General features: G+C 63.0%; 17 protein-coding genes. 6 read left to right on the top strand and 11 right to left on the bottom strand.

What is annotated here, in order from left to right; translation table 11 throughout:
* The first annotated feature begins 186 nt into the window (after nt 1-186).
* On the top strand, nt 187-969 hold the full coding sequence (locus J5J06_14160; protein ID MCO6438234.1) for a 3-ketoacyl-ACP reductase: 783 nt from the start codon (nt 187-189) through the stop codon (nt 967-969).
* Nucleotides 970-1086: 117 nt separating this feature from the next.
* On the opposite strand, the gene J5J06_14155 is transcribed toward J5J06_14160, so the two are convergent.
* Both J5J06_14155 and J5J06_14150 read right to left on the bottom strand, forming a co-directional pair.
* Nucleotides 1087-1890, bottom strand: coding sequence for a sugar phosphate isomerase/epimerase (locus J5J06_14155; protein ID MCO6438233.1), 804 nt, complete (start codon nt 1888-1890; stop codon nt 1087-1089).
* Between the two features lie 140 nt (nt 1891-2030).
* Nucleotides 2031-2450, bottom strand: coding sequence for a YjbQ family protein (locus J5J06_14150; protein MCO6438232.1), 420 nt, complete (start codon nt 2448-2450; stop codon nt 2031-2033).
* Nucleotides 2451-2785: 335 nt separating this feature from the next.
* Here J5J06_14150 and J5J06_14145 point away from each other — a divergent pair, with 335 nt between their 5' ends.
* The 3 genes from J5J06_14145 (at nt 2786) to J5J06_14135 (ending at nt 12891) form a co-directional block, all read left to right on the top strand.
* Entirely contained in the window at nt 2786-4486 is a 1701-nt protein-coding gene (locus J5J06_14145; protein MCO6438231.1) for a DUF3365 domain-containing protein, read from the top strand.
* Nucleotides 4487-8002: 3516 nt separating this feature from the next.
* A complete protein-coding gene (locus J5J06_14140; protein ID MCO6438230.1) occupies nt 8003-9424 on the top strand; it encodes a thrombospondin type 3 repeat-containing protein in 1422 nt (473 codons plus the stop codon).
* A 221-nt stretch (nt 9425-9645) separates the two neighbouring features.
* Nucleotides 9646-12891, top strand: coding sequence for a trypsin-like peptidase domain-containing protein (locus J5J06_14135; GenBank protein ID MCO6438229.1), 3246 nt, complete (start codon nt 9646-9648; stop codon nt 12889-12891).
* Between the two features lie 148 nt (nt 12892-13039).
* Here J5J06_14135 and J5J06_14130 read toward each other — a convergent pair whose 3' ends face one another.
* Nucleotides 13040-16180: an ankyrin repeat domain-containing protein gene (locus tag J5J06_14130; GenBank protein MCO6438228.1), complete on the bottom strand. Its 3141-nt coding sequence runs from the start codon at nt 16178-16180 to the stop codon at nt 13040-13042.
* A gap of 221 nt (nt 16181-16401) precedes the next feature.
* On the opposite strand from J5J06_14130, the gene J5J06_14125 reads away from it, so the two are divergent.
* Nucleotides 16402-17385: a zinc-binding alcohol dehydrogenase family protein gene (locus J5J06_14125; protein ID MCO6438227.1), complete on the top strand. Its 984-nt coding sequence runs from the start codon at nt 16402-16404 to the stop codon at nt 17383-17385.
* A 46-nt stretch (nt 17386-17431) separates the two neighbouring features.
* On the opposite strand, the gene J5J06_14120 is transcribed toward J5J06_14125, so the two are convergent.
* The 5 genes from J5J06_14120 to J5J06_14100 all read right to left on the bottom strand — a co-directional run bounded on the left by J5J06_14120 (nt 17432) and on the right by J5J06_14100 (nt 23102).
* Nucleotides 17432-19291: a flagellar basal body P-ring protein FlgI gene (locus J5J06_14120; protein ID MCO6438226.1), complete on the bottom strand. Its 1860-nt coding sequence runs from the start codon at nt 19289-19291 to the stop codon at nt 17432-17434.
* A complete protein-coding gene (locus J5J06_14115; GenBank protein ID MCO6438225.1) occupies nt 19270-19668 on the bottom strand; it encodes an NUDIX domain-containing protein in 399 nt (132 codons plus the stop codon). The genes J5J06_14120 and J5J06_14115 overlap by 22 nt, the downstream gene beginning before the upstream one ends.
* Before the next feature lie 9 nt (nt 19669-19677).
* A complete protein-coding gene (locus tag J5J06_14110; protein ID MCO6438224.1) occupies nt 19678-20520 on the bottom strand; it encodes a hypothetical protein in 843 nt (280 codons plus the stop codon).
* Nucleotides 20521-20663: 143 nt separating this feature from the next.
* Complete coding sequence (locus tag J5J06_14105) at nt 20664-22346, bottom strand: hypothetical protein (GenBank protein ID MCO6438223.1); 1683 nt, start codon at nt 22344-22346, stop codon at nt 20664-20666.
* Between the two features lie 120 nt (nt 22347-22466).
* The gene (locus tag J5J06_14100; GenBank protein MCO6438222.1) at nt 22467-23102 is read right to left on the bottom strand and encodes a sigma-70 family RNA polymerase sigma factor; all 636 of its coding nucleotides are present in this window, start codon (nt 23100-23102) and stop codon (nt 22467-22469) included.
* Nucleotides 23103-23459: 357 nt separating this feature from the next.
* Here J5J06_14100 and J5J06_14095 point away from each other — a divergent pair, with 357 nt between their 5' ends.
* Nucleotides 23460-24887, top strand: a complete 1428-nt coding sequence (locus J5J06_14095) for an adenosylhomocysteinase (protein MCO6438221.1) — start codon at nt 23460-23462, stop codon at nt 24885-24887.
* 126 nt (nt 24888-25013) lie between these two features.
* On the opposite strand, the gene J5J06_14090 is transcribed toward J5J06_14095, so the two are convergent.
* From J5J06_14090 to J5J06_14080, 3 genes are all read right to left on the bottom strand, one after another.
* The gene (locus J5J06_14090; GenBank protein ID MCO6438220.1) at nt 25014-25511 is read right to left on the bottom strand and encodes a YHS domain protein; all 498 of its coding nucleotides are present in this window, start codon (nt 25509-25511) and stop codon (nt 25014-25016) included.
* A gap of 171 nt (nt 25512-25682) precedes the next feature.
* Nucleotides 25683-26183 (bottom strand): hypothetical protein, encoded by a 501-nt coding sequence (locus J5J06_14085; GenBank protein MCO6438219.1) that lies wholly within the window; start codon nt 26181-26183, stop codon nt 25683-25685.
* On the bottom strand, nt 26180-26644 hold the full coding sequence (locus J5J06_14080; protein ID MCO6438218.1) for a hypothetical protein: 465 nt from the start codon (nt 26642-26644) through the stop codon (nt 26180-26182). Before J5J06_14080 ends, J5J06_14085 begins: the two co-directional genes overlap by 4 nt.
* Between the last annotated feature and the right edge of the window lie 95 nt (nt 26645-26739).

Here is a 26739-nt window from a genome sequence, read left to right as displayed (position 1 = left end):
GTCCGGTCAGTTCCCGTGCGCACAGCACACGCCACGAGTCCATGGCTTGAACACGGCTTCATCCGAGGGGATTCGGATTCCCGCAGCCAATCGCCGACCATTCTTCCCCGCCGCCGATAGTGACCCGGCACCGGGCGTTCGCTATAGTGCCCTCCTCGAGACCATCCACCGCGGAGATTGCGGGCCATGATTAAAGAAAAAGTCGCGCTGGTTACGGGCGGATCACGAGGCATCGGGCGAGCGATATGCATCGAACTCGCTCGCGCCGGCTATGCCGTGGTGATCAATTTCCACAACGACCTCGGCGCGGCCGAGCGTACCCGCGAACAGGTCGAAGCCACCGGCGTGCCCGTGGACATCTGCCAGGGCGACATTGCCGCCAAGTCACACCGCGACCTTATCGTCGCGTTCGCCATGGAGCGCTTCGGACGCATCGACCTGCTGGTCAACAACGCGGGTATCGCTCCCAAAGTGCGCATGGACATTCTGGAGACGGACGAGAAGAGCTACGACCGCATCCTCAACGTGAACCTCCGCGCCCCGTATTTCATGACCCAGCGCGTGGCCAACGAGATGATCAACCTCATCAAGGACGGATCGATCCAGGGCGGTACAATCGTGAACATCTCATCACTCCGCTCCTACACCGCCGCCCGAAACTATGGAGAGTACTGCATCAGCAAGGCCGGCCTGAGCATGGTGACGACGCTGTTCGCCATCCGCCTGGCGGAGTTTGGCATCAATGTCTACGAAGTTGCCCCGGGGATCATCGAAACAGACATGACGTCGTCAGATACAACCCGTGCCTATTACAACAGCAAGCTCGCCGACGGCATGGCCCCCATCAATCGCTGGGGCAAGCCGGAGGAAGTCGCCGCGGCCGTGGGGGCGGTGGCTCGCGGGTCGTTTCCCTTCAGTACGGGTCTCGTGCTGCACGTCGACGGCGGCTGGCACCTGCGGGAACTCTGAACACTGCAAGCGATCATCCGCCAGCGGCAGCGCCAGAAACGGTATGGTCCCCTCTCCTGACCTGCCATTTCACAGGGCAAAGCGCTCGAGTCGCTGCGGAAGTTGAATGGAGGTCAATCAAGCACCGGACGGGAGGAGTCCCCGAACAATCGCGCTTGCCCGGGCGATGTCGTTTCTCGGGTTGGCCGACTGCGTTCTCCGAATGATCATGGGTCCACCGTAGTCCGCCGCCGCCAGGCAGGCCATCACGCCGGCCAAGTCGACCTCACCTTCTCCCAGCGGCGATTCGTGGCCGGGACGGTCCACCCGCCCCGCCGTCGCATCGCGCGCATGAAGCAGGGCAATGTCCCGCGCCGCCCACTCGATGATCTTCAAGGGGTTCATGCCATGCATAACCAGCGCAGCGGGGTCGAGTCCCACGCGCACGGACGGACAACCCAGCCGCTTGAGGAGCGTCGCGACCTCGTCCGCGCCGTCGCGGGCCGGACGAATCGCGAAGGTCACGCCGCGGGCATCGGCCACGCCGCCCACCTGCTGGAGCGCCTGGAGCACCATCGCCTCCGCGCCCGGGCTTTCCCCTTTTCCAAGCGATCCTACCACCGCCGTCACCACGGGCACGCGCATTTCGGCGGCCAGCTCGATGACCTCGCAGGTGCGCGTGATGCGCTCGTCGACGGTCTCCGGATCGTGAAATCGCAGCCCCGGCAGGTCGGCGGTCAGCGCTTCGATGGACAATCCCACGTCGCGGGCCAGCTTGGCCAGATGCCGGCGCCCGGAACTCGACAGATTTCGCGGGGCAAGCTCACCGCGGACGGTGGCAAACTCCACGGAGCGCAGATCCAGCTCCGATGCCGCGGCCATCGCCGTCTTGAGCGGCAACCGAAGATCGTCGAGATCAACGCCGACGCGATCCGCCCGCATGGGCTACTCCCCGTGGAACATTTGCGAGACAAAGCCTGCGAATTCGCGCTGGGGCGACACTCCGCAGGAATGACGAGTTGGCCATTTTCTTCGTTCCGGTCCTGACGGCAAACTCTGCCGTGCCTGGAACCGTCCCCCGGCTACGCTCCGATGATCTTGATCAGCACGCGCTTGGGCCGCCTGCCGTCGAACTCGCCGTAGAAGATCTGTTCCCAGCGCCCGAAATCCAGCGCGCCGCCCGTGATCGCCACGACGACTTCCCGTCCCATGACCTGACGTTTGAGATGGGCGTCCGCATTGTCCTCGCCGGTGCGATTGTGCTGATACTGCTCGATGGGCGCGTGCGGGGCGAGTCGCTCCAGCCACGCTTCGTAGTCCTGATGCAAACCGTGCTCGTCATCGTTGATGAACACGCTGGCCGTAATGTGCATCGGGTTGACCAGGCAAAGACCTTCCTGGACACCGCTTTCATCCACTGCGGCCTGAACCTGCGACGTGATGTTGATAAACGCCCGGCGGCCGGGCGTATTAAAGACAAGTTCTTTTCGGTGAGACTTCATGCCAGATCCCTCTCCGCCAAGCTGTCCTGAATAAATGGACCTCGCCAATTGATTCTCGCGGGCAATAATGCAGATGTAGAACCGTCTTCCGCAAGGAAGAGACCGACGGCATTACCGTGCCTCGCCCGCATGTAGTCGAATGCGCCTTGTTCCGACGCGGTTCGCGCGCTATTTCGGGACGGCACGCCGCACAGCGTTGAGCGTTCCTGAGGCCGCTCGGCATGATGAATCAGGATTCGTTTAAATCCGATTCTATCCAATGACAGAAACGAACAACGCGCCCACCGGTTCCTAAATGGGATACCGGAATCGGCGCGCCCTCAGGAGTTCATCGCATGCGTCTGGACCTTCGTACCCGCGTCTTGTCCATCGCCGCCCTTCAGCTCGTGGCGGTTGCCGTCGTGCTCTTCGTTTTCTACTACTTTGAGGCGAAGGACAAGGTCACGCAACAGTACGTCGAGAAGGCCCGCAGTGTGATCCTGACGGCCGAGTCGACCCGTGAGGAAATGGGAAAGAAGTGGGATCAGGGCATCTTCACGGCTGCGGAACTCAAGAAGTGGGCGGATGAAAAACAGCTGGGCAAGGTTCTCAGCGCCGTTCCGGTGGTCACCGCCTGGCAAGCCGCCATGGCCAAAGCCAAGGAGGGTGGGTTCGAATTCCGTGTACCGAAGTTTCAGGCCCGAAATCCGCAAAACGAGCCGGACGCGTTCGAGGCTCGCGTGTTGAACATGATGCATGAGCAATCGTTGGCCGAATACTACGAGATCGACAAGGAGCGGAACGCGATTCGTTACTTCCGCCCCGTGAAGCTCACGCAGGACTGCATGCTTTGCCACGGCGATCCCAAGATGTCGGCGGAATACTGGGGAAACGACCAGGGGCTCGACCCCACGGGCACCCGGATGGAAAACTGGAAGGTCGGTGAGATCCACGGCGCTTTCGAGATTGTCCAGTCATTGGATGAAGCCGACGCACAGATCGCCGCATCGATGCGAAAGGCCGGCTTGATGGTCGCCGTGTTGATCATTGCCGGATCGGGGCTGTTCTTCGTCATCCTGACGCGCAAGGTGATCAGACCCATGAATGCCGTGGTGTGCAGCATGCGCGAGGGAGCCGAGCAGGTCGACGATGCTTCGCAGCAGGTTTCTTCCGCCGCACAACAGGTCGCGGAGGGCGCCACGGAACAAGCGTCGTCCCTGGAAGAGACGTCGGCCGCGCTTCAGGAACTCTCCTCGAAGACGCGCGACAACGCTGATAAGTCGGAACAAGCGAACCGGATTGCCGATCAGGCCCGTGAGGCCGCCCGAAACAGCGACCAGGTCATGGCCCAGTTGACCACGGCCATGGACGGGATTGACAGCTCGTCCTCGCAGATCAGCAAGATCATCAAGGTGATCGAGGAAATCGCATTCCAGACCAACTTGCTGGCGCTGAACGCTGCGGTCGAGGCGGCTCGCGCCGGCGACCACGGCAAGGGTTTCGCCGTCGTGGCGGGCGAAGTGCGGAATCTCGCTCTCCGGGCTGCACAGGCGGCCCGCGAGACGACAACCTTGATCGACGCGTCCGTTCAGAATGCCAAGCAGGGAACGGCCGTGGCTTCCGCCGTCGGAGAGTCCCTCACGACGATCAGCTCGGACGTAGCGCGCATCGCGGATCTGCTGGATGCAATCAACCGCGGTTCCCGGGAGCAGGCGTCGGGCGTGGAGCAGATCAACACAGCGGTTTCGCAGATGAACGGCGTGACCCAGCAGAATGCCGCGGGAGCCGAGGAATCGGCCGCGGCCTCTGAAGAGCTCAGCGCTCAGGCGGCCAGCTTGATGTCCATGGTGGATCACCTGGCCGGCATGGTGAACGGCGAATCCGGTAGCAGGCAATCGTCGAAGGCCGAGGGCCGATCAACCGGGAGCGCTTCGATGACGGATGCAACAAGGGCCCGACCGAACGGTTCCGCTCCGCGCCAGACCGGCAGTGCACGAACTGGAGCGACGTTCGAGCAACACGCGTTTTCCGGCGAAGCGTCCCTGAGTGATTTCTGATTCTCAGATTCCAATAAAAACGTAAAAAATATGTTTTCATTGAAGCACAGGCGACCTCCTGTCTCCAGCCTGTAGTTATAAGACCATATTAAAAAAATCTTTACGCTTGATCACCCGGCCTTCCCGCCCGTTCTCGACCTAGTCCTGCCCAATCCCCCGCACTCCAGCGGCAATGCTAAAGGGGGCAAACTTCCCAATGTTTTTTCTTGCAACGTTTGACGTAACTACTTAGTATCGGAGCTTGCGACCTTGTCGGAGGCGGTAGAAGCACCTCATTGGGCATATCCCGCAGGGCTCCCGCGTCACGAGGCCGTCACATCAATACAGGTAGGGATGTCGTTTTTCTCCGGGTGAGCCGAGTGAAACGGCGCTGTGCAACTTGGAAAGGGAGGGATCATGGGTACGTACAAGTTTTCTCGGATAGGCGCGCTGTGCGTCTGTGCGGTAGGGCTGATGGTCTGCACGGTGCAGGCAAGCCAGCCGCGAAATGTGGAGATTGCGGTCGTTGATGCGGCCGGCAATCTCATGCCCGACGTCCACGTGGACTGGGTTACGGGTGGTGCGGACAACAGCCGCATCGCCGAAGCCAGCCCTGGCGTCTGGAATGTGAAGGGAACGACCGCCGACGGGGCGACCGTTCAACTCAGCATCCCGGGCGATGCCCGTGCGGAAGTGAAGCTCGATCTTCCTTCCCGCGACGTCTCGGTTCTGGTGCGCTGGACGAACGAAGGCGCTCGCGCCGAATACGTCGACCAGCTTGCCGACCTGAAGCCGGGTCGCAACACGCTGGAGCCTGCCAAGACCGTTCCGCCGGTCGAGGTTCCGGCGAACAAGGCCGCCGTCGCCGGCGCGCCGGGTGCCGCTCTGGCCATTGGAGATGACTGCTCCAATCTGCCGAGCGTTGCCTATTCGAACGGCACGTACGACACGAACGATCCCGATATCAACTCCCTTTCGGCGGAGCGCCGCACGGATGGCAGTCTCGCCCGTTTCGTCGTTGATGATGCCACGCTCGCGGCGGATACGAACATCACCGGGATCCACTGGTGGGGTAACGACCCCGTCACGATGAACTGGACCGGCACGGCCGACTACATCGTTCTCAACGATGCCGCCGGCGCCCCGGGTTCCGTGTTTGATTCCGGGGCGGGCGTTCCTGCCACGCGGATTGATACGCTTGACGGTCCGCTGTTCGGCGACCCGATCCAGTTCTATTCCATCACCGGTTTGAACATCAATCTGACGGCCGGCACCTGGTGGTTCGGCTTCCGCGCCGTGCAGGACGTTCCGGTCGGCGGTCAGGCCTGGCTCGTCATTGCCACCTACACGGTCAACGGACTGCCCCAGCCGCAGCCCGGTTCGCCGATTTATCTGGACTACGGCCCGAGCACCCCGAACTGGGATCCGGGTGTGTCCGTATTCGGCGCTGACTACAACTTGGCGTTCTGCCTGTCGGGTAGCTCCGGCCCGCCGCCGTACGGTGCGTGCTGCGACAACCTGACCGGCGTTTGCGAGGACTGCGTACAGGGCACCTGTGATCCGGGTTCCCTCTTCTTCGCCGAGACGCGTTGCGAAGACATCGACCCGCCGTGCGGTCAGATCACCGGCGCCTGCTGCGACATTGTGGTCGGCGGCTGCACCGATGTTCCGCCTTCGCAGTGCGACACGGCCAGCGGTGACTTCATCTTCCAGGGCGAGTTCACCTCGTGCGCGACGGCGGGCATCTGCCCGTGTGTCGTCCCCTGCCCGCAGGGTGCCCTTGCGGAAGGCGAGCCGCTGTGCGGCGAAGATTATGACGACACGTACAACGGCGGCTGCAACTCGGTTCCCGAGGTATTCCAGATGGTCGCCTGCGGCGACACGATCTGCGGCGAGGCCGGCACGTTCACGTTCGGCGTGGACGACTATCGTGACACCGACTGGTACGAGCTGACCATTACCACGGAACAGCAGATCACCTGGTCGGTCGAGGCCGAGTTCCCGGTTTCGGCATTCATCGTTGACACGACCGCCGGTTGCGCCGGCGCGACCGTCATCGCCAGTGCCACGGGCGACGAGTGCGAGAAGGTCGACCTGACGCAATGCCTCGGACCGGGCACCTACTGGCTGCTCGTTCTCCCGAGCGTGTTCACCGGCATCGACTGCGGTTCCGATTACACGGTGTCGCTGGATTGCGCTCCGTGTCCAACGGGCGGCTGCTGCCCGGGTGACGGCACCTGCGTCGGCGACGTATCGTCCCGCACGTGCGATCTGACCGGCGGCGTTTATCTGGGCGACGACTCGACCTGCTCGCCGAACCCCTGCCCGGCCAACGACAGTTGCGACGTGGCCGAGGCGGTCACGCTCGGCACGCCGGTCTTCGGCAACAACGAGTACGCCGGCGATGACGCTGCCCCGACCTGCGGCACGAGCTCGCCGGGTGCGGGCCTGTGGTACACCGTGGTGGGCAACGGCAACACGCTGACGGCCAGCACGATCTTCGCGGGTACCGACTTCGACACGAAGATACAGGTCTTCTGCGATTGCGGTCCGGCGGGCTGCATCGGCGGCAACGACGACTCGGGCGGCACGCTCCAGTCGAGCTTCTCGTGGTGCTCGCTGCCTGGCCATACCTATTACATCCACGTCGGTGGGTTCAGCACGGCGCGAGGCAACTTCGAGCTGCACGTCACCGACGGTGGCAGCGCCTGCTCCACGGCGATTCCGTGCACCGGTGCCTGCTGCGTCATGGGTACGTGCGACAGCACGAGCGGTGAGGCGGCCTGCGACGGTGCGGGTGGTCAGTGGTTCCAGGGTGAAGCCTGCCCGGCGTTTATGTGCCCGGCTCCGGTTGCGGAAACTTGTGATGTGGCCACGGTGATCCCGTCGGTGCCCTTCAGCTCGCTCGTTGACAATGATCTGGCCGCGGCGGGCACTCCGGCAGCAGCCCAGACGGGTTGCAACTCCACGAGCGCCACGGTCATGCAGAATGATACGTGGTGGACTTACACGCCGACGGTGGATTGCCTCCTGAGCGCAACGATCGACCCGACGACCTACGACGGCGTCGGCGCGATCTACAGTGGTCCGGACTGCAACAATCTGTCGTTGCTGACCTGCGATGACGAGCCCGAGCCGTACACGCTTATCGTTAGTGCCACGGCTGGTACGCAGTACTGGATCCAGGCCGGTGACTGGGGCACGGCGGAAGGCGGCGGTCTCACGACCATCGATGTGACCTGTGCCCCGCTCACTGTCACGGGCGCCTGCTGCATCGCCGACGGAAGCTGCACGGAAGTCAACGCGGGTGACTGCCTGACCGCCGGCGGCAGCTACAGCGGCGATGGCACTTCCTGCACGCCCAACGATTGCCCGCAGCCGGGTGCGGATACGTGCGATCTGGCTATCCCGGTGACGCCGGGAACGCCTGCCACATATCTGAACACGAGTGCCACAGACGACATCACGACGGCCTGCGGCCTGAGCTCCGGTCCGTTCAAGAACATCTGGTTCTCCGTGGTCGGCACGGGCAATCAGATGACCGCGTCGTTCTGCAATCCGGGGACGACCCACCCGGATACCACGATGAGCGTGTTCTGCAACAACTGCGCTCAACTTACGTGCGTCGGCGGTAATGATCAGGGCGGCGGAACCTGCGGGAACGATTCCCAGTTCACCTGGTGCTCGCAGGCCGGAACGACGTACTACATCACTGTCGGCGGTTGGCTGAGCAGCACGGGAACGGGCCCGGTCGAACTACTCGTTACCGAGGGCGCTTCGTGCTCCACGCCACCGAATTGCAGCCCCGCGTACTGTGCGTCGGGTGCCACGAGCAGCGCCGACTCGCTGTGCGGCAAGGTCGCCCTGAACGGCTACGTCAATGATACGACGGGCACGTGCGCAACGTACTCCGACTTCACGGGTGCGTCGGTGACGACGCTGAACCAGGGTTCGATGTACAGCGTCGATGTGACCGTGGATACCTGCGGCGGCTGCTACGGCAAGTGGGCCAAGGTGTTCATCGACTGGAACCAGGACCTCGACTTCACCGATGCGGGTGAGCAGGTCTACACGTCCGGTGCGACCTCCTCGTCCTGCCCGCAGACGTTCTCCGGCAGCTTCACCGTGCCGGCGGGCGCCACGCTGGGTGATACGCGGATGCGCGTCGTGGTTCGCGAGAGTGGTTCGGAATCTTCGACCACTTCCTGCGGCACCTTCACCTGGGGCGAGACCGAGGATTACACCATCACGGTGGGTCCGAGCTCGCCGGTGGTCCAGGGTCCGTGGGACGATGACGACGGCGACGAAGTGCCGAACTTCTGCGACAACTGCCCGAATGATGCCAATGCGGGCCAGGAGGATGCGGACGGTGACGGCAACGGCGATCCGTGCGACATCTGTCCGGGCTTCGACGACTTCGCGGATGCGGACGGCGATACGGTTCCGGACGGCTGCGATGCCTGCCCGGGCTTCGACGACTTCGCGGATGCGGACGGCGATACGGTTGCCGACGGCTGCGACAACTGCCCGAACATCCCCAATACGAACCAGGCGGATGGCGACGGTGACGGCGTGGGCAATGTCTGCGACAACTGCCCGAACACCGCCAACCCGACGCAAGTCGACAGCGACGGTGACGGCAACGGCAACGCCTGCGATCTCTGCCCCGGCTTCGACGATTACGACGATGCCGACGGCGACGGCGTGCCGGGCAACGGCACCGGTTGCGACCAGTGCCCGGACAAGCCGGACGGTGCGGAAGGCGCACTGGGCGACGACGACGGCGACGGCGTCCTGAACTGCAACGATCAGTGCATCGGCGTTGACGATGCGGTCTTCGCTCCGGGTTGCGTCGGCCAGATTCCGGCCGCGTCCGAGTGGGGTCTTGCGGTTCTGGCACTCCTGCTGCTGGTCGGCGGCAAGCTCTACTTCGGTCGTCGTGAGGCCGCGTTGAGCTAAGGGTTTGTGAATCCCGGGGTGGCGGGCACGTGCCCGCCACCCTTGGTCTGCACTCTGGCAAAGGAGTTTGCCAAAGCGATCGCGGAGTGACGATTAATGCTTTTGACCCCACGAGTCTGTGTTGCGGCTCGTGGGGTCTTTTTTTGATGGTTCACTGATCCCCATTGGACGACACTGGACGTCGTCCGAAGTGGTGAAGGGCTGATGGGAAGGGATGATTTATGAAACAGCGACTGGATTTTTGGCGAAGTATTTGCACCCTCGGGGTTGCGGGCCTGCTGGCCACGGGAACCTCGGCGTGGGGCGCGGACAAGGGACCGGCGCTTCTCGATACGGTGCCCACGGCGCGGCAGTTCGACGTGCTGCCCCTGAATGCGGTCACGTCCGCAGAAGTGGAAGCGGTGGACCGCGATGCCGTGGCATTGGAGGATGATCAGCGTAACGAGGCCGGTTTGCCCCCGCGCTACGCAATTCCCAACGAAGTGTTCTTCACGCCGGACAACTCCGGCACGTGGGAGAAGCTGCCCGACGGCACGATGCTCTGGCGTTTGCGCGTGATTGCACCGGAGGCAACGTCGGTCAACCTGGGGTTCACGCGGTACGCCATGCCGGAAGGCGGGCGGTTGATGATCTACACGCCCGACTATCAACAGACGGTGCGGCCGTTCACCGCTCGCGATAACGCGGCACACGGCGAGCTCTGGACGCCGGCACTCCCCGGCGGCGAGATGGTGGTCGAGGTCACAATCCCGGCCGACAAGGTCGGCGAACTGGGACTGGAGCTGACATCCATCAATTACGGCTATCGCGGGTTCTGGGATGTGCCGGAGCTTCCCGAGGCCCTGTCGGGATCGTGCAACGTGGACGTGATTTGCCCGGAGGGAGACGACTGGCGGCTGGACATTCCGGCGATCGGCGTCATCTCCACGGGTGGATCGACGTTCTGCACCGGCTTCATGGTCAACAACACGGCGCAGGACCTGAAACCCTATTTCATGACGGCCAACCACTGCGGAATCAGCAGCGGGAACGCGGCCTCGCTCGTGGTCTATTGGAACTACGAGAACTCGACGTGCCGAACGCCGGGAAGCCCCGCGAGTGGCGGCCCGGGCGACGGTCTGCTGAATCAGTTTCAGTCTGGCTCGTTCTTCCGCTCGTCCTATTCGACGTCGGATTTCACACTGGTCGAGCTTGATGAGGACCCCAACCCGGCCTGGAACATTTCCTTTGCCGGATGGGACCGCAGCGGGGCGGAGGCCACAACGGCCATTGGTATCCACCACCCGAATACCGACGAGAAGCGTATCAGCTTCGAATATCAGTCCACGCAGACGACCAGTTACCTGGGCACCACCGTTCCTGGTAACGGGTCACACGTGCGGATTATCGACTGGGATTTGGGCACGACGGAACCCGGCTCATCGGGATCGCCGGTGTTCAATCAGGACCATCGCGTCATCGGCCAGCTTCACGGCGGGTATGCCGCTTGCGGCAACAACGATTCCGACTGGTACGGAAAGTTCTCGGTCTCGTGGACCGGCGGAGGTTCGTCGTCCTCGAGGCTCAGCGACTGGCTCGATACGGGCAACACGGGGTTGATGGCGGTGGATACCGTCTCACTGGCAACGCTTTGCTCCGACGCCGGGGAAGTCAAGCTCGATGCGGGCAAGTACGGCTGTTCGGGCATGGTCACGGTCGAGCTGGTCGATTGTGGTCTGAATCTGAGTCCCACAGCCCTGGACACTGCAACGATGGTCATCTCCTCCGACTCGGAACCTTCCGGCGAGACGATGATCCTGACGGAGAAGTTCCTGGATTCCGGGCGGTTCGAAGGCGTCATGCCGCTCGGCGCGGTAAACGCCCCCGGCGTTCTTCTGGTCTCCGCCGGTGACACCATCTCGGCCACGTATATCGACGCCGACGACGGCCAGGGCGGCACCAATATCGCGGTCGTCGAGACGGCGCCCGTCGACTGCACGCCCCCGGCAATTTCCAACGTCCAGCTCGTCGATCTGGGTCCGAGGGACGTGACCATCAGCTTTGACACGGACGAGTTGTCTTCGGGGCGCGTTCGTTACGGCCTGTCCTGCGGCGTGCTGAATGGCAGCGCCGAAGACACGACGTATTCCAACGCTCCGCAGGTGACGGTGAGCGGCCTCCAGGACAATCAGACATACTACTACGCCGTTGAAGCGACCGACGAGGCCGAAAACACCGGCTCGGATAACAACGGAGGTGCCTGCTACACCTTCACCACGCCGGAAGTGCCCGATTTCTTCACGGAAGAGTACGGAGCCAGCGACAATGACCTGGACAACAAGTTGATTACGTTCTCGCCGAACGGCACAATCGACTTCTATTCGTATTGCGTGGAGCCCATCTCTGCGCTGCCGACCGACCCGACCGGTGGAACAGGTCTCTCTCTCGGGGACGACGCCTTCGCAACCGTCACCCTGACCGGCGGGGCAAGCGTATCGCTGTATGGTGTTTCGTACACCACGTTCTACGTGGGCAGTAACGGCTACATCACCTTCAACAGTGGCGACAGCGATTACACCGAGACGCTGGCGGAACACTTCAACCGGCCGCGCATCTCGGCACTGTACGACGACCTCTCTCCAAACCAGGCCGGAGCGGTGAGCTGGAAGCAGCTCGCCGATCGCGTCGTGGTCACGTGGCTGGGCGTGACGGAATACAATGCGTTGAACAGCAATACCTTCCAGATCGAAATGCTCTTCGACGGAGAGATCCATCTCGCCTACACGCAGATCGCTGCGGTGGATGGCATCGCGGGTCTGTCGGAAGGCCTGGGCCTGTCTCCCGATTACAATGAGATGGACCTTTCGGCGGGCGGAAATTGCGGAGCACAGCCGCCGGTCGCCCCGATCGGCACGTGGGCGATGACCAAGAGCCGCTACATCTCCTTCAGCCCCAACAACGGCGCTGACCCGGTCAATTTCCAGGTGGAAATGCTGGCCGGACCGGGCTCGCCGGGTATGGTCGGCTGGGTGGACGTCCCGGACGGGAACGGCATTGCCCGCCTGCGGAGCACGCCGATCACACCCGCACCGCTGTGGGCCGAGGCCGTCATTCACATCGGCGATTGCGCCATCGTGCCCGGTGCCCAGTATGGCATCCGCGCCACGTTCGATGGCACGAATTTCTCGGACGAATACGGTGTCTCGACGACGCCGCAGCCATCGGACGGCCGCCTGTGGGGCGACACCGTTGGGTCCTTCGATTCGGGCACACAAACCTGGAATCCGCCCAACGGCACGGTGAACGGATTCGATATCGTGGCGGTCCTGGAGCGGTTCGCCAATGACCCGTCGGCGCCGCATATGACATGGGTCGACGTGAATCCGCAGATACCGGACAAGGTTGCAAACGGAACCGACGTCCTCCAGGTTGTAAATGCCTTCAGCCAGGGGCCGTATCCGTTCGTGACGCCGGACAACTGTCCGTAGTCGAGCGGACGCTCTCCAAACCGGAGAGTAGTTACGTCGTGTCAAACAAGGTGCCTCATCCGGATCACGGATGAGGCACCTTTTCTTTTGTCGTTCGACACTACCCGGCGTCGCACCCACAAGGGTCGCACGACTACCGCAGCAACCCTTACGGGCAATCCGCCGGCGCGGGGAACGGATATGCCATCAACTGAAACGCGCGGACTACCTGGAGGATGTCCGCGCCATTGACCACGCTATCCGGTTCTGCGGGGTTCACATCCACGCGCGTGAAGTGCGGTGCTGTTGATAATTGCTGAAACGCCTGCACGCCAGCCGATATGTCAAATCCGCTGACCGTACCGTCCGGCGCCGGCCAGACGCCACCGCTGGGTGCGCCGACCACATCGCCCCACGCTCGCGGACTGGGTACCGGCGTCGTGTTCACGAAGAGGGGTGCGGAGAATGTCGTGCCGTTGGTCGTGGCCCGAAGGGAATACGCCGCCGCAGGGGTGATCGGGCAATCACCAACATGCAGCACTGGCTCCGACCAAGTCCGGAATACCGGTGTGTTGCTGATGCGCGAGACGCCATTGACATCCGGCACATCCACCCAGCCCAGTGTTCCAACCGAGCCCGGAAAATATACGCTGCTGTCCAAGGCCACTTCAAACGCCACCGGATTTGCGTTGTTGGGAACAAAGGAGATGTATCGCTCCTTGGTCACATCGTGTGGAGCACCGGCTGCCAGCGGCGCGCTCACACCACCCGTGTCTTCAACTGTGAAGTCGCTGCCGGAGACATCCCACTGGCCGTAGGCTCCATCACCGTAAAAGGCACGGACACGAACGCGCCCCGTGGTCGTTTCCGTCGTGGGCGTCCAGGACGTCGAGGAATCCCCCACGCCTGTCAGCGGGACAACATCCTGCCACGCCGTGTCGTCCTTCTGAATCTGAATGTCATCGACCCATACGGTATCACTGCCACCGGTCGCACTGCCGTCTTTGGCGTATTCCCAAAGCAGCAGATGCGGTCCGGGCGAAAGCGCCGTGGAGAAGCTGGTCCAGTTCACGTTGCCCGAGGCGCGCACGCGCGATTCGCCGTCCACGTAGAACTGGAAGAAATCGTAGCCCGATTCGGTGCTCACCCGATACCAGAAGCTCACCTGGTCCGCCTCCACCCACTGTGAGAGCCAGGTGTTCTGATCGTTGCCGATCGCCCCGGCTCGAACCGACTGCGCGCCGCCATGGGATGAACTGCTGGTTACAAGCCAAGCGGACTGGCCGCCGGTCGCATACTGCGGGCCCAGGACACCGCTTTCAAAATCGTCCGTATCAACATTGATCACACCGTAGTCGGTGGTGTGCTGCACCTGAAACTGGGCGGAGGCGTCGCCCGTCCACTGGATCATCACCGGAGTATTCAGCTCCAGCGATTCCCCGCCGTCGGGGCCCTGCACCTGCGCCGCGGGGCCGCCCATGGCCACGTCCACGCGTGTGGCACCGCCGGCGTTCACCGAGATCCCCTCGACGCGTACCGTGTCGTACCCGGCCGCACTGACGGTCATGCCGTAGGTACCTGGATTGAGAATTCGGTGGTAATTGCCCACGCTCGGATCCGTAAGAGAGTCGACCGCCCGCCCATCCGCACGAACCGCCGCCTGAATCGGTAGCCCGCTGTCCCGGTCGGTCACGATGCCGCGAATTCCCTCCAGGGTCCATTCCGCATAGGCGAACATGGCATCACGATTGTTATTCCAGTACAGGGGGATGTCCGTGGAGGGCGGCTGCTTGTTCAGGCTGAGTTCAATTACCGTCTGGAGACTGTTCATGTAGCGATATCCCCAGTCCTGCAGCCCACCCATTGTCGAATACCAGGCCGCGCCATTGGTAATCCCGTGGTAGAAAGACGGACTGGACCACATCGGCGGATTCTCGATCGAATACGACTCACTGATGGGAACGTAGGAGTCCTCGTCCGGCGACCGCGTGAAGACCGAATCACCGCCGGGGTTGTTGTCATACGGGTAATTGACGACGAGCTCTCCGCCGTGGAGGTTCGCGCCGAGAACAAAGTACCGCCCGAAGGCCCAGTTCATGACGACCGCGGTCTCCGCCTGGCGTCCGGCCGTGGTGTTGTTGGGGCTCGTGAACGGATCGGGAAAGTTGCGGTTCAGATCAACTCCGTTGGCATTGTACCGTATCTTGGAGACACGATCGTATCCGTCGGGGTTCATCAGCGGCAGGATCCACAGATCGAGGTTGTTCACCAGGTCCGTCGCCCGCGAGTCGATGCCGTTCTGACCGGTCAGGTACTCGATGAATTGCAGGCAATTCTCCATCCCCACGATCTCGTCTCCGTGCATCGTGGAAATGTAGAACATCTCCGGCTCGTCCTCTTCGACGGTGACGTTGTCGCTCAGACGCATGGCCCAAAGATGCCGTCCCTGCACGCTCAGCCCGAGATCGTACCGCTTTGCGATGGTCGGATAATTCGTCTCGATATCCAACATGAGCGGCCCGATTTCGGCGTACGTGCGGTAGGCGGCCAGGAGGCCCTCCGGCGTCGGATTCCCGTCCGACAGCGAGGCCTCAGCGGGCGGAACCTCGCCCGCAATCTTCCCGCCGCGCGTGTCCAGGAACGCCGCGGTACGTCCGTAACCGCGTGCGACGGCGATGGCGTGCGCCGTTGAACCATGTGCATCAATGGCCGCCGCGTCGGCACCCGCGCCCAGCAGCAGACTCACGAACCGAACCATACGATCTTCATCAGAAAACCGGCAGGAACCCTGATCGACGGCAAGATGCAGAGCTGTTCGACCATCATCGTTTACCGCGCTGACATTCGCCCCGGCCTCGAGCAGCGATTCCGCCGCTTCGATCTGGAGCCGGCGCGCCGCCGTTTGCAATGGCGTTTCGCCCCAGACGTCACGTGAGCCGACATCCGCACCTGCGGCGACGAGCCTGGTAATCAATGCGGATTGATTTTCCATTGCCGCGTAATGCAAGGCACTTCGGCCCCACGCATCCACGGCACGAACGTCCGCGCCGCTTTCGATGAGCAACTCCGCTTCGCGGACTGCCCCGATGCGCACGGCCGTCTGCAAAAGCGTCTGGCCATCCGCACCACGCGAGTCAATGCTCTCCGGCTGTGCCGCGAGCGAAGCCCGCAGCCCTGCCAGATCGAACTTCGCAATGGCCTGGTGCGTTACGCTGGACTCATTCGGCCCGGCGCTTGCCTGCGCCGCCAGGAGAGCCAACGATACGACGGCGAGCCCGCACAATCCGATTCCCCACCCATCCCGATTCATGCAACCTGCTCCTTCCGCGACAAGAACCAAGAAATGCCGATTCTCCAGCATACCTAAATTGCCTCCCTGATTCAATTTAGGACGCCCGAAGCGAACCTGAAATGTATCGTTTCGCGGGTCGACTATCCGTCGTTTGTCACATGGTCGCCCGAGGCCTACCCTCCATTTCTTTGCAGCAGACGGTGCCCGGTGACAGCGAACTTCTCGGAAGGAGACGGACGATGAAAGCATGGCTGCTGGACGAATTCACCGGCCTGTCGGCCTTGAGACTCGTGGCGGATCATCCTCAGCCGCATCCGGGCCCCGGAGAGGTGCTCGTCCGACTGCACCACGCTTCGCTCAACCCGGCCGATCGCTTCCTGGCGGAGAATCTCTACCCCGCTCGCCCGAGCCTGCCCCACATCCTCGGACGCGACGGGGTCGGCACAATCGAGGCCCTTGGCGAGGGCGTATCGGACGCCCGACCCGGAACGCGCGTGATCGTGCTTCGCGGCGAAGCGGGCGTGTCACGTCCGGGAACATTCGCGGAGTACGTAACCGTCCCAAAGGAGGTCGTCGTTCCCGCTCCGGCGGAATGGAGCGATCCGGAGGCGGCCGCGGCCGCACTCGTTTATGTCACGGCCCATCAGGCTCTGTTCCAATGGGGATCCGGCGAAGCGGGCGCCGTCATCATCAGCGGTGTATCCGGCGGCGTTGGACTCGCCGCGGTGCATCTGGCCAAGGCCGCCGGTCATCGGGTCATCGGCCTGTCGCGGAGCCCGGCGAAATACGACCGACTGCGCGAGGAGGGCTGCGATCTGGTCCTCGATCCGGAGAATGAGCACTTCGTTCGCCAAGTCAAAGATGCCACCAATGGTCGGGGCGCGGATCTCGCGGTGGATAACGTTGCGGGTGAGATTTTCTCGCGTCTTTGCGATGCGATGGGTCCCCACGGACGCATCAGCGTCGTGGGAATGCTTGCAGGTCCGGTACCCCGGTTCAATACCGCCAAGCTGCTTTTCAAGCGGCTGCGAATCGGCGGCGTCTCGGTGTCGGATTATTCCGCCACCGAGGCACACACGGCATGGGGCGACATCGTCGCTTCGCTGGAGCGCATCCACCGCCGCCCGATCGTCGATACGGTGTTTCCGATGGATCAGCTTGTGCCCGCCTTTGAGCGGCTCGCCCAAGGACCGCTGGGCAAGGTCGTACTGAGCGTGCGCTGATATTCCCTGGCGACGGCGCGTACGACAACCGTTATGGCATCGCCGGTTACAGCTCCGATTCCGGCCGACCGCCTTCGCGCAGGGGCCCGAGAACATCCGTCAGGTTGGGCTGCTCGAGCACGAACTCTGCGTTCATGGCCTGATCGCGACTGAGCTGGTACAGGGCACGAACCACGGCGGCATAGTCGACACCCAGCCCGAGGACCTTCCCGTGCAGATCGACCTCCGCGTCGCTTCCCATCATCTCTACGAGATCGTGCAATCTTGGGCTGGATTGTACCGGCGGCGAGGCAGAGCCGGTGGACGGGACCGTACGAAGCAGTGTCACCTCCTCGTCACCTGCCGAGGCGTGCAGTGTGAGTGAGCCGTCCGGAGATCGATAGAGGCAAGGCGGCACGACGCGCAGATCGTCTCCGAAGAGCACGATTTCGCGCTCGCCCGTCCGCCGGACATACACAAACCGCGAGGCGCTTTCCGGAACCTGCGCCAGCGCCAGGTTGTCCCCGCCGATCATCTCCGCATCCACCACCGGATCGTTTCGTGCGGACAGCGCTTCAAAGGCGGAGATCTGCACGCGCACGTCGTCGGCATGGAGCAGGCGTCGCAGGGTAATCCCCGCCGCAGCCATGCCCCGCGCTTCCCCCAGCGCACGGATCGCCTGGTGACGAAACGGACTGCTCTCGCTCTCGGCATGGCGGCTCATCGCGTCACACGCCAGATCGTCCCCCAGGCGCAATCCCGCTGCGGCCGCGAAAAAACTCACGTAGTCCTGCGAGTTCGCGTACAGCTCGCGAAGGACCGGCAGTGATTCGCGCCCCATGCCTTCGAATGCCAGCGCGATTCGCGCGTGCGGAGCCGACGGGCGCAGGAGTTCCTGACCGAGCTCCCGCGCTTTCGCCCCGGTGAAGGCGGGATCGGTCGAGAGGTACAGCGCTCGCACGAGTGCCAGAAAATGCCCTTCGTCGCTCTGGAATTCCTCGGGAATTCGAACCTCCACGTAGGACGGCGATGTGGCATTGGCGATCCGGGCGCCGCCGGTGAAACGGGCGTTGATGCGATCCTGCACACGGCGCGCCGCGAGGTAAGAGGGAGTGGAAAGCACCAGGCGAACGGGACGAGGTTCCAGCGTTACGCCGCCACTCAGCAGGACGCCCTCCAGCGGCGTTTCGCTCACTGCCGCACCGGTTCCGGCAAAGGGATTCAAGAACACCGGCCCTTGCGCCTTGGCCAGCGTCTTTCCCGCCAGCACGCGGCCTGTCGCCGTACTCCGGTGGATCTTGAGCGGCGTAGGAATGAGGCGACCGCCGCGGAGTGATCGCGTCTGGGTTCCCGGCAGGGCCTTGACCGCCACCTCGAACCGCGTCCCCGGCGTCGCCGCCGGCGGAATTCGCCCCTGCACGACGACCACCGCCGTGTCGGGGTCGCGGATCAGCCGCTCCGGCGTGAGCCCGCGCGGCAGCCTGCCGCCATGAAAGGCCTCATATTCCTTGTAGAGCTCCTCCACCAGTTGATCGAAAACCGCCTTCGGGCAATCGCTCGAGCCGGCGTTGCCCAGTCCGATGACCAGCCCGTATCCGCCGACTTCCAGCGAACCGAGGTTGTCGTAGTAGCTCAGCGATCCGATGGTGTCGCGCGTGGCGGGCGAACCACTGCCCGCTGCTTGCGGCGCAACGCCCCAGTCCAGCTTCGCTGCTCGTTCGCGCTCCCAGACGCAGCCGCTCGCGAGAAGCAGGCTCCCCAGGATGATCCCGCGGAGTACGAACTGGATGTTCCTGGTTTGATCCGACCCGTTCATTCGAATTCGATTCTCCCGGATCACGGCCATGACCTCACGATTGAGGAGGGATTCAGTGCCCTGCCGTCCTTGCCGCTCGCCCGACGAACCTACCCCTGCTCCAACAACCATTCGGCAACCTCTTTCGAGGGGTCATCGAAATCGTATTCGCGCAGATGCCCCTTGCGGATCCATCGCCATCTCGCCTCATCCAGCTCGCGCGTCTCGCTCAACGCCACCCCGCAGAAAAAATAGCGGAGCTCGACTTCTTCGCCATCGATCTGCGCCAGAAGCGGCGGCTGACCGACAACGATTTCCACAGGCGCTCCCGCAGCCGATCGACCCACGCGACGCATCGCCCCTTCCGGCGACTCGTCCTCCCGCGCCGCCCCTCGCGGAAACTGCCAGCGTCGCTCGCCGTCCCCGGTTTCCGGTGAAACCTGGATCAGTATCACGTTGTCGCTTCGCTCGATGATCCCCGCGACGTACAGCTTTCTCTTGCGGCGCACAGCCACGTATCATGTCTCTCCCGGCGAAGAGCCTCGCTCCGCCGCTGCCTCGGCCTTGGCCTCATCGATCTTTCGCACCGCCGGATCGCGTTTCAGGCGCAGCAGGTTGGTTTGTGAAGCGACCCCGAATGCGAGGAGGCCGATCGACAGGCCCGCGCGAAGCAGCCAGACCCCCCCGCGGTGCGCTGCCCGCTGCGTTCGCGGTATCCCCTCGACGGTACCCTTGGGCAGAACTCCGTCTCGGACGACGAACCGAACGTAACCCAGGAATCCCCCGGGAGCGTACGCCTGACGGAGATAGGACTGCACATTCTCCCGGACCATCGCGCGATACGAAGCCGGCGTATGATCGCCCAGGTCCAACCGGCGGTCCTCCATCGTCTCCTCGGCGCGCTGCACCGGAAAGTCCCGGCTCTCCTTGTAGATGGAAAACCCCCACATCCAGAGCACCACCACCGTGGTCCCCAGCACGATGGGCATGGCGGCGTAAGGTCGACCGGCCGCCGCAATCCGATGCATCAGCGCGCCGACCACCAATCCGAATAGCGCGAAGAAGAAGAGCCCCAGAAAGAACGGCAGGAACGCGGCATGGGACAGCAACCACGCCAGCGGCGTGCCGACCACCGCTCCAATCACCACGGCTGCCACCCAACGTCCAAGGCGGCCACGCCGCGCAACCGGCAGATCGGTGTGTCCGGATGCCCGGTCCGCCTCGTTTCCTTCGTGCGAACCGGACTCGATTTCCGGCGTAGATCGCAACGCGCTGCGTTCCTTGTTCGTTGCGCTTGCCCCGTCGCGGGTATTGACATTGCCCGCGGCGGAGGCTGCTGAATCGGTGGGGATTCGCGGCATGATGGTGATCCGATGTTGCCCCAATGCCGTGGCGCCGCCCCCGGGCGGACCGAACGCGCAAGCCTTAATGTTCTGTGAAGAACGGCCTTTGAGCAACCGCCCTGTTGGGATTTAGCCTGGCGATGGCAACGACGAGAATGCGTCTACTTGTGAATGCCCTCTTTGTCGCCGCTGTCGGCCTCGGAACCGGGAGTCGCCGCCGCCGGTGCCTTTGAAGGAACCGTAGGGCGCGAATCGAAGCGTATCAGCAGCGTGACAAACCGATCATCCACGATGGGAACTCCGGCAGACGTCTGGCCCCGTTCCGCGCGCTCGGGACGAAGATCCTGCATTCGTCGCTCGACCAGCGAAGGCCCTTGTGCTGATTCCGAACCCGAAACCGGTTGCGATCCCGCGGCTGGCACAACGGCACCATCATCGCCCTTTACGACCGCCGGACTCGCATCCTCGGTCGTTTCAGCAGGCACGGAATCCCCAGTACTGCGGAGCGCTGCCGGATCGATCCCCACGAGCGGGAACAACCCGCCCCACGGCAACCACTCGGAATCCGCGAGGGGTGTCTCTTTCGCTTCCGACTTCGCCTTGGCGGACGACCCTTCCGTCTCGTTTCCGGCAACGGCCTTTGAGCCATCGTTCGGAAACACGGGCGCAAGCGGCATGGTACGGTCCCATGTCGCACGCCTTTGCAGTGTGGCGCGAATCTCACTCCGGCCGACGATAACCACCGGCCCCGATTCCAGCGCCACGGTCTCCGATCCGGCGGCACGCCCACAAACCCTGTCGACCAGCGAAGGCAGTTCATCCGCGCGGACGCGTACCAGAAGTTCAACCTCATTTCCGGGTGAAGCAAAGTTCTTTCCCGGTTTTCCCTGAACATAGAACTGGCGAAGCCGGGATCTGTCATCGGACACCGATTCAACATCTTCAGCGCCCAGCGAGGCAAGATCATCGACCAGCCGTTTGACCATCGCTTCACGCCGGCGATCCGATGCGGCCGTTACCGCCAGCCGAAGTGACTCATTCGCGAACGGATGCTCGACGAGTTGTCGCGGATCGATGCCGGCGTCAATCTTCCGTTCTGCGTCGGCCAGAGCCAGGAGCCGACCTTCCAGCTTGGGGGCATCCGAATCCGTGCGCGAATCGGGCTGTCCGAGGAACCGCGGAGATTTCGCGGAATCCTTCGCGCCGAGTCGTACCGCCTCCGACGTGGCGGCGATCGGCGATCCGCTGGGAGCCTCATCTGCTCCCCTCGACCTGGTCGCAACCTTCGTCCGTGCTGTTTCTTTGTCGGCCCGGTCGCGTCCCGCATCAACCGGGCTGCTTTTTTCCATAGACCGGTGGCGCTCAACCTCGTCCACCTTGGCTGCATCCGGCCGTGCGGCTCGCTCAGCGGAAGCAACAGAGGACTCGGGGGTCGCTCCCGCCGGCCCCTTCGCATCTTTGCCGGGGCTCTTCATCGCCAACTGCGCGCCCGGAATAAACGGTGAGGTACCGTTTCGATCACTCGTTACCCAGTAGGTGCCGAGGGCGACAATCCCCACCATGGCCGCCGCCGATGCAAACGCCCACCACCCGCTGCGCCCGCCACCGACCGCCACCGGACGCGTCATATCCTCCGAGAGCAACTCCTGCCGTTCCAATTGTGCGCGGATATCGCTCAGCAGCGTCGCGGGCGCAGAATGACGCGGCAGCGACAGGAGCGCTTCACGATTCGCCCGAAGATCTTCAAGCAACTGCTGCAAATCGGCGTCACGCCGAAGAAGCGCCTCGACCTTGGCGCGGTCGCCATCGGCCAACGCACCATCCAGGTACGCCGAAAGTAACACTTCCCTGTCGTTTGACCGATCCGCGTTCATCAAATCAGACCGCCGCGATCCTTCCCGTTGCGAGTTTCCTTACAGGACTCACGAAATCCGTTTCATCCACTTCCAGCCCCCGACAGACGGCTAGGCGCCCGAAACCATATCACGCAGCGTCATCCGCGCCCGGTGCAGCCGCGATTTCACGGTGCCGACGGGCAGCTCGAGCACGATGCCGATTTCCTCGTAATTCATCTCTTCGATGTCCCGCAGCACCAGCACCGCCCGCTGTTCGGCGTCCATCCGCCGCAGCGCGTCCGTCACTTTCCGCTGCTGCTCTCGACCCGCCACTGCCGCATCGGGCTCGTCCTCAACGCTGCCCGCTGTTCCCGGCTGAACGAGCCCCCGTGCCTGTGCGCCGAAGTGCGCATCCGCATCAAAAGTAACCTCCGATCGGACGGCCTGCTTCCGGCGATAGCTCAGCGCCAAGTTCACGGCGATTCGGAATAACCAGGTGTAGACGCTTGACTGATGCCTGAACGACGCAAACTTCTCGAATGCCCGCAAGAAGGCGTCCTGGGTCAGGTCCCGGGCGTCCTCCAGGTTTCCGCAGATTCGCCAGCACGTGTTAAACAGGCGATCCTGATACTTCTCCACGAGCCTGGCAAAAGCCTCAACATCACCCTGCCGCACCTGTTCGGCAAGCTCCAGGTCTTCCATGGGCACGGGACGGGAGGCACCGCCGAGCACATCGCCTCGCTGAGACTTTGGACGCTTCACCACGTGCCGGGTTCCCGAACAGCGCGGATTCCGCGCCGCCACCATGAAGAAAGTATTCGATCCCGCCCTCCCAACGCCATCGCCAGCTTAGTTATCGGCCTTTCCCGTCGAATGCGCCCCCGGGATTTCCCCATCTGCGCCGAATCGACCCCGTTTTCCGTCCGAAATCGGTCAAGTCGATCAGTACAACTTGACAAGCATCGTCAGGCGGCCTATTGCTGCGGCTCGGGGATTTGCGCCCCAAAAAGTCGGTGGGACGCACCCGGCGCAGTGGCGGGCCGGAATTCGCCAGTTACGCTAAGATACTCCCCGATGAAACCAACGTACGGTACGACTCGAATTCAACCCACGGAGAAGGATATGACCACGGCGGTGCAGGATTTCAAGGTGGCGGACCTCGGGCTGGCGGATTTCGGGCGCAAGGAGATCGTCCTGGCGGAACACGAAATGCCCGGACTCATGGCCACGAGACGGGAATACGGCACCAGGAAGCCGCTCAAGGGCGCGCGCATCACCGGCTCCCTGCACATGACTATTCAGACGGCCGTGCTGATCGAAACCCTCGTCGAGCTCGGGGCGGAGGTCCGCTGGGCAAGTTGCAACATTTTCAGCACGCAGGACCATGCCGCGGCGGCGATTGCCAAGGCCGGCACGCCCGTTTTCGCCTGGAAGGGCGAAACCCTCGAAGAATACTGGTGGTGCACGGAACAGGCGCTCTCCTTCCCCGAAGGCGGACCGACGCTGATCGTCGATGACGGCGGCGACGCCACGCTGCTGATCCACCTCGGCTACGAGGCCGAGGAGCGCTACGCGAAGGACGGAACCCTGCCCGATCCGGACGCAACCGACAACGAAGAGATGGCCGTCATTCTTCGCGTCATTCGCGACGGTCTGGAGCGCGAGCCGCAGCGCTGGCACCGCATGGCCGAGATGCTCGTCGGCGTCAGCGAGGAGACAACGACGGGCGTGCACCGGCTCTACGAGCGTCAGGAGAAAGGCACGCTGCTCTTCCCGGCGATCAATGTCAACGACAGCGTGACCAAGAGCAAGTTCGACAACCTGTACGGCTGTCGGCACTCGCTCGTCGACGGCATCATGCGGGCGACGGATGTCATGCTGGCGGGCAAGGTCGCGGTCGTGCTGGGCTTCGGCGACGTGGGCAAGGGATGCGCCCAGAGCCTGCGTGGGCAAGGGTGCCGCGTGCTTGTCACCGAGGTCGATCCCATCTGCGCTCTCCAGGCCTGCATGGAGGGCTACCAGGTGGTCACGCTCGAAGACGTGGTATCCACGGCCGACTTGTTCGTCACCGCCACGGGCTGCTGTGACGTGATTCTCGCCTCGCACATGGCCAAGATGAAAAACCAGGCCATCGTGTGCAACATCGGGCACTTCGACAACGAGATCGACATGGCCGGGCTCAAAAAGCTGCCCGGCGTCAAGAAGGTGAACATCAAGCCGCAGGTGGATAAGTGGGTACAACCCGACGGCCGCTGCATCCTGGTGCTAGCGGAAGGCCGACTCGTCAATCTCGGCTGCGCCACGGGTCACCCGAGTTTCGTGATGAGCAACAGCTTCACGAACCAGGTCATCGCCCAGGTCGAACTTTTCCAGAACGCCGCGAACTACGACAAGAAGGTCTACACGCTGCCCAAGCACCTGGACGAGAAAGTCGCCCGTCTGCACCTCGGCCAGCTCGGGGCAAAGCTCTCCAAGCTCACGGCGAAACAGGCGAGCTACCTGGGCATCAGCGTGGACGGCCCATACAAGCCGGACCAGTATCGGTATTAGGAAGAAGGCAACAGGCAACGGGCAATAGGCAACAGTGGAGAAGGGGCAGCACACCCTATCGCGTGCTGCCCCTTTTTCGTTGTGGGGTTGACTCGGATTTGCAGAAACCCCGCACCAGTGGGGCGACTACTTCCCCTTCTTCGCCTTGTCGGCCGGGTCGTGAATGACCTGCTCCCAGTTCTTGTCGGCGGCGGGTTTCAGCGTATCGCGATTCTTGCCCCAGGGCTTCCGCGTATCCGTGAGGATGCTTCGATAGAAGAGGAACAGGTGGCCATCGCGGACCTCGTACGCCTTGGGGTCCACTTCCACCTTGGCGCCCTTGGCCCCCATCGCGTATGCGCACCACCCGCCGTAGGCCGGTTCGTATTTCTCCGGATCGGCCAGGAATCGCTGGCGATTTTCATCGTTGACAAACCAATACGTCACGCCGAGCCGCGTGGCCTGGTAGTCGGGCGAACCCTTGGCGGGCTTTTCTCCGCCTTCCGGGAAATAGGCCACGGGGTCGTAGCCCTCAATCGCCAGCCCGTTCTTGTCGAGATTGAACTGCATCTTGCGGAGGGACTCTTCCTCCTTGGGATTCCCAGCCCAGGCGCTTGCCACTGACACCGTCAACGCCGCCACCAACGCGGCCGATCGGATCGTGTTCGTACGGATGTTCATCAACATTCTCATTCCTCCAAGAAATCCTGCCGGCCCGACGTCCGGACTACTCGCACGCAGCTTCCCACGCTTGCGTCCAGGCTGTTGGATGCGTCGTACCGGTCGGAGGTTTCGGCGAGGGGATCTGCGATCTCGCTACTCTTCGTCCAAGGATTGACCGATCACTTCCGGAACGCGCATACACCCAAATAGGCGATCGTAATCCGCCTCCGATAGAAACTCCGCGTGGCCGTCCGGGAACAATGCGTTTCCCCCTGTTCCGCCGTGGTTGGATTTGCGCTCGTAAATCAACACGTCGCCGCACGGCGGCGGATACACCGAGAAGCCTGGAACGACGTACTGGCACGGAGCGCCCTTGCATGAAGGGCAACTGACATCAGCCTGGCTCAAGTGCTTCATGAGCACGAATTCCTCGAAGCAAATTCCGGAAGGACCATCGGGACATTGCGTCACCAGCTTCTCCCACAGCGCCTGCATGTGCTGCTGGCAGGCGAGTCGAGCCTGGAGGGTCTGGGCCCGGGAAACAGCGAGAAACACGAGAAACACGGCAAGGAAAACCACGATCGCGATGGGCCACCTGGACTCGCCTGCAGAAGGCGACGAGGCGCCGATCGGTGGTGTCTCGTGGCTGGTCATTTTGTCTTCTTCGACGCGGGGGCCTGGCCGGTCAGCGCAAGAACGTCCTTGCGCAAGTCGGCGAACTTCAAGCCAAGGGCGTGAAGCACTTTCTGCGCCGTGCAGCCGTCCTCCTTGGCCAACGCCAGCAGGAGATGGTCGGTGCAGACTTCCTTGGCACCGAGTTCCTGACATTGTTCGATGGCGGTCGCCACTACGTTCTTGAAGTGCGGCGTGCCGGGAAGCCGGCCGAACACCCAGGTGTCCTCCATCTGCTTCTTCACATGCTTGTCGATCTGTTGCTTGATCGCCTTTTCCGTTGCGCCTCGTCCCGCCAGCACGCGGGCGCCGACGCCCTGCCCTTCTCGAAAGATGGCCAGCAACACGTGCTCGGTGCCGACGTATTCCTGCTCGTGCTCGCGGGCAATGACGTTGGCGAGGCGGACAACTTCAGCGATACGCGGGCTGGATTTCGGAAGCATAAGCAGATGATCCCTGCGCGATTGGGTCCGGTTGTTGGTCGCGGCAAGCCGGGCACGCCGCAAAGGCACCGTGTGCCCGCGGCGGCTTGCCCACG

It is taken from the genome of Phycisphaerae bacterium, from assembly GCA_024102815.1.
Taxonomy (GTDB): Bacteria; Planctomycetota; Phycisphaerae; order UBA1845; family UBA1845; genus JAGFJJ01.
Note: the sequence above shows the minus strand (reverse complement) of the source record. Positions and strands in the feature narration are given on the sequence as shown.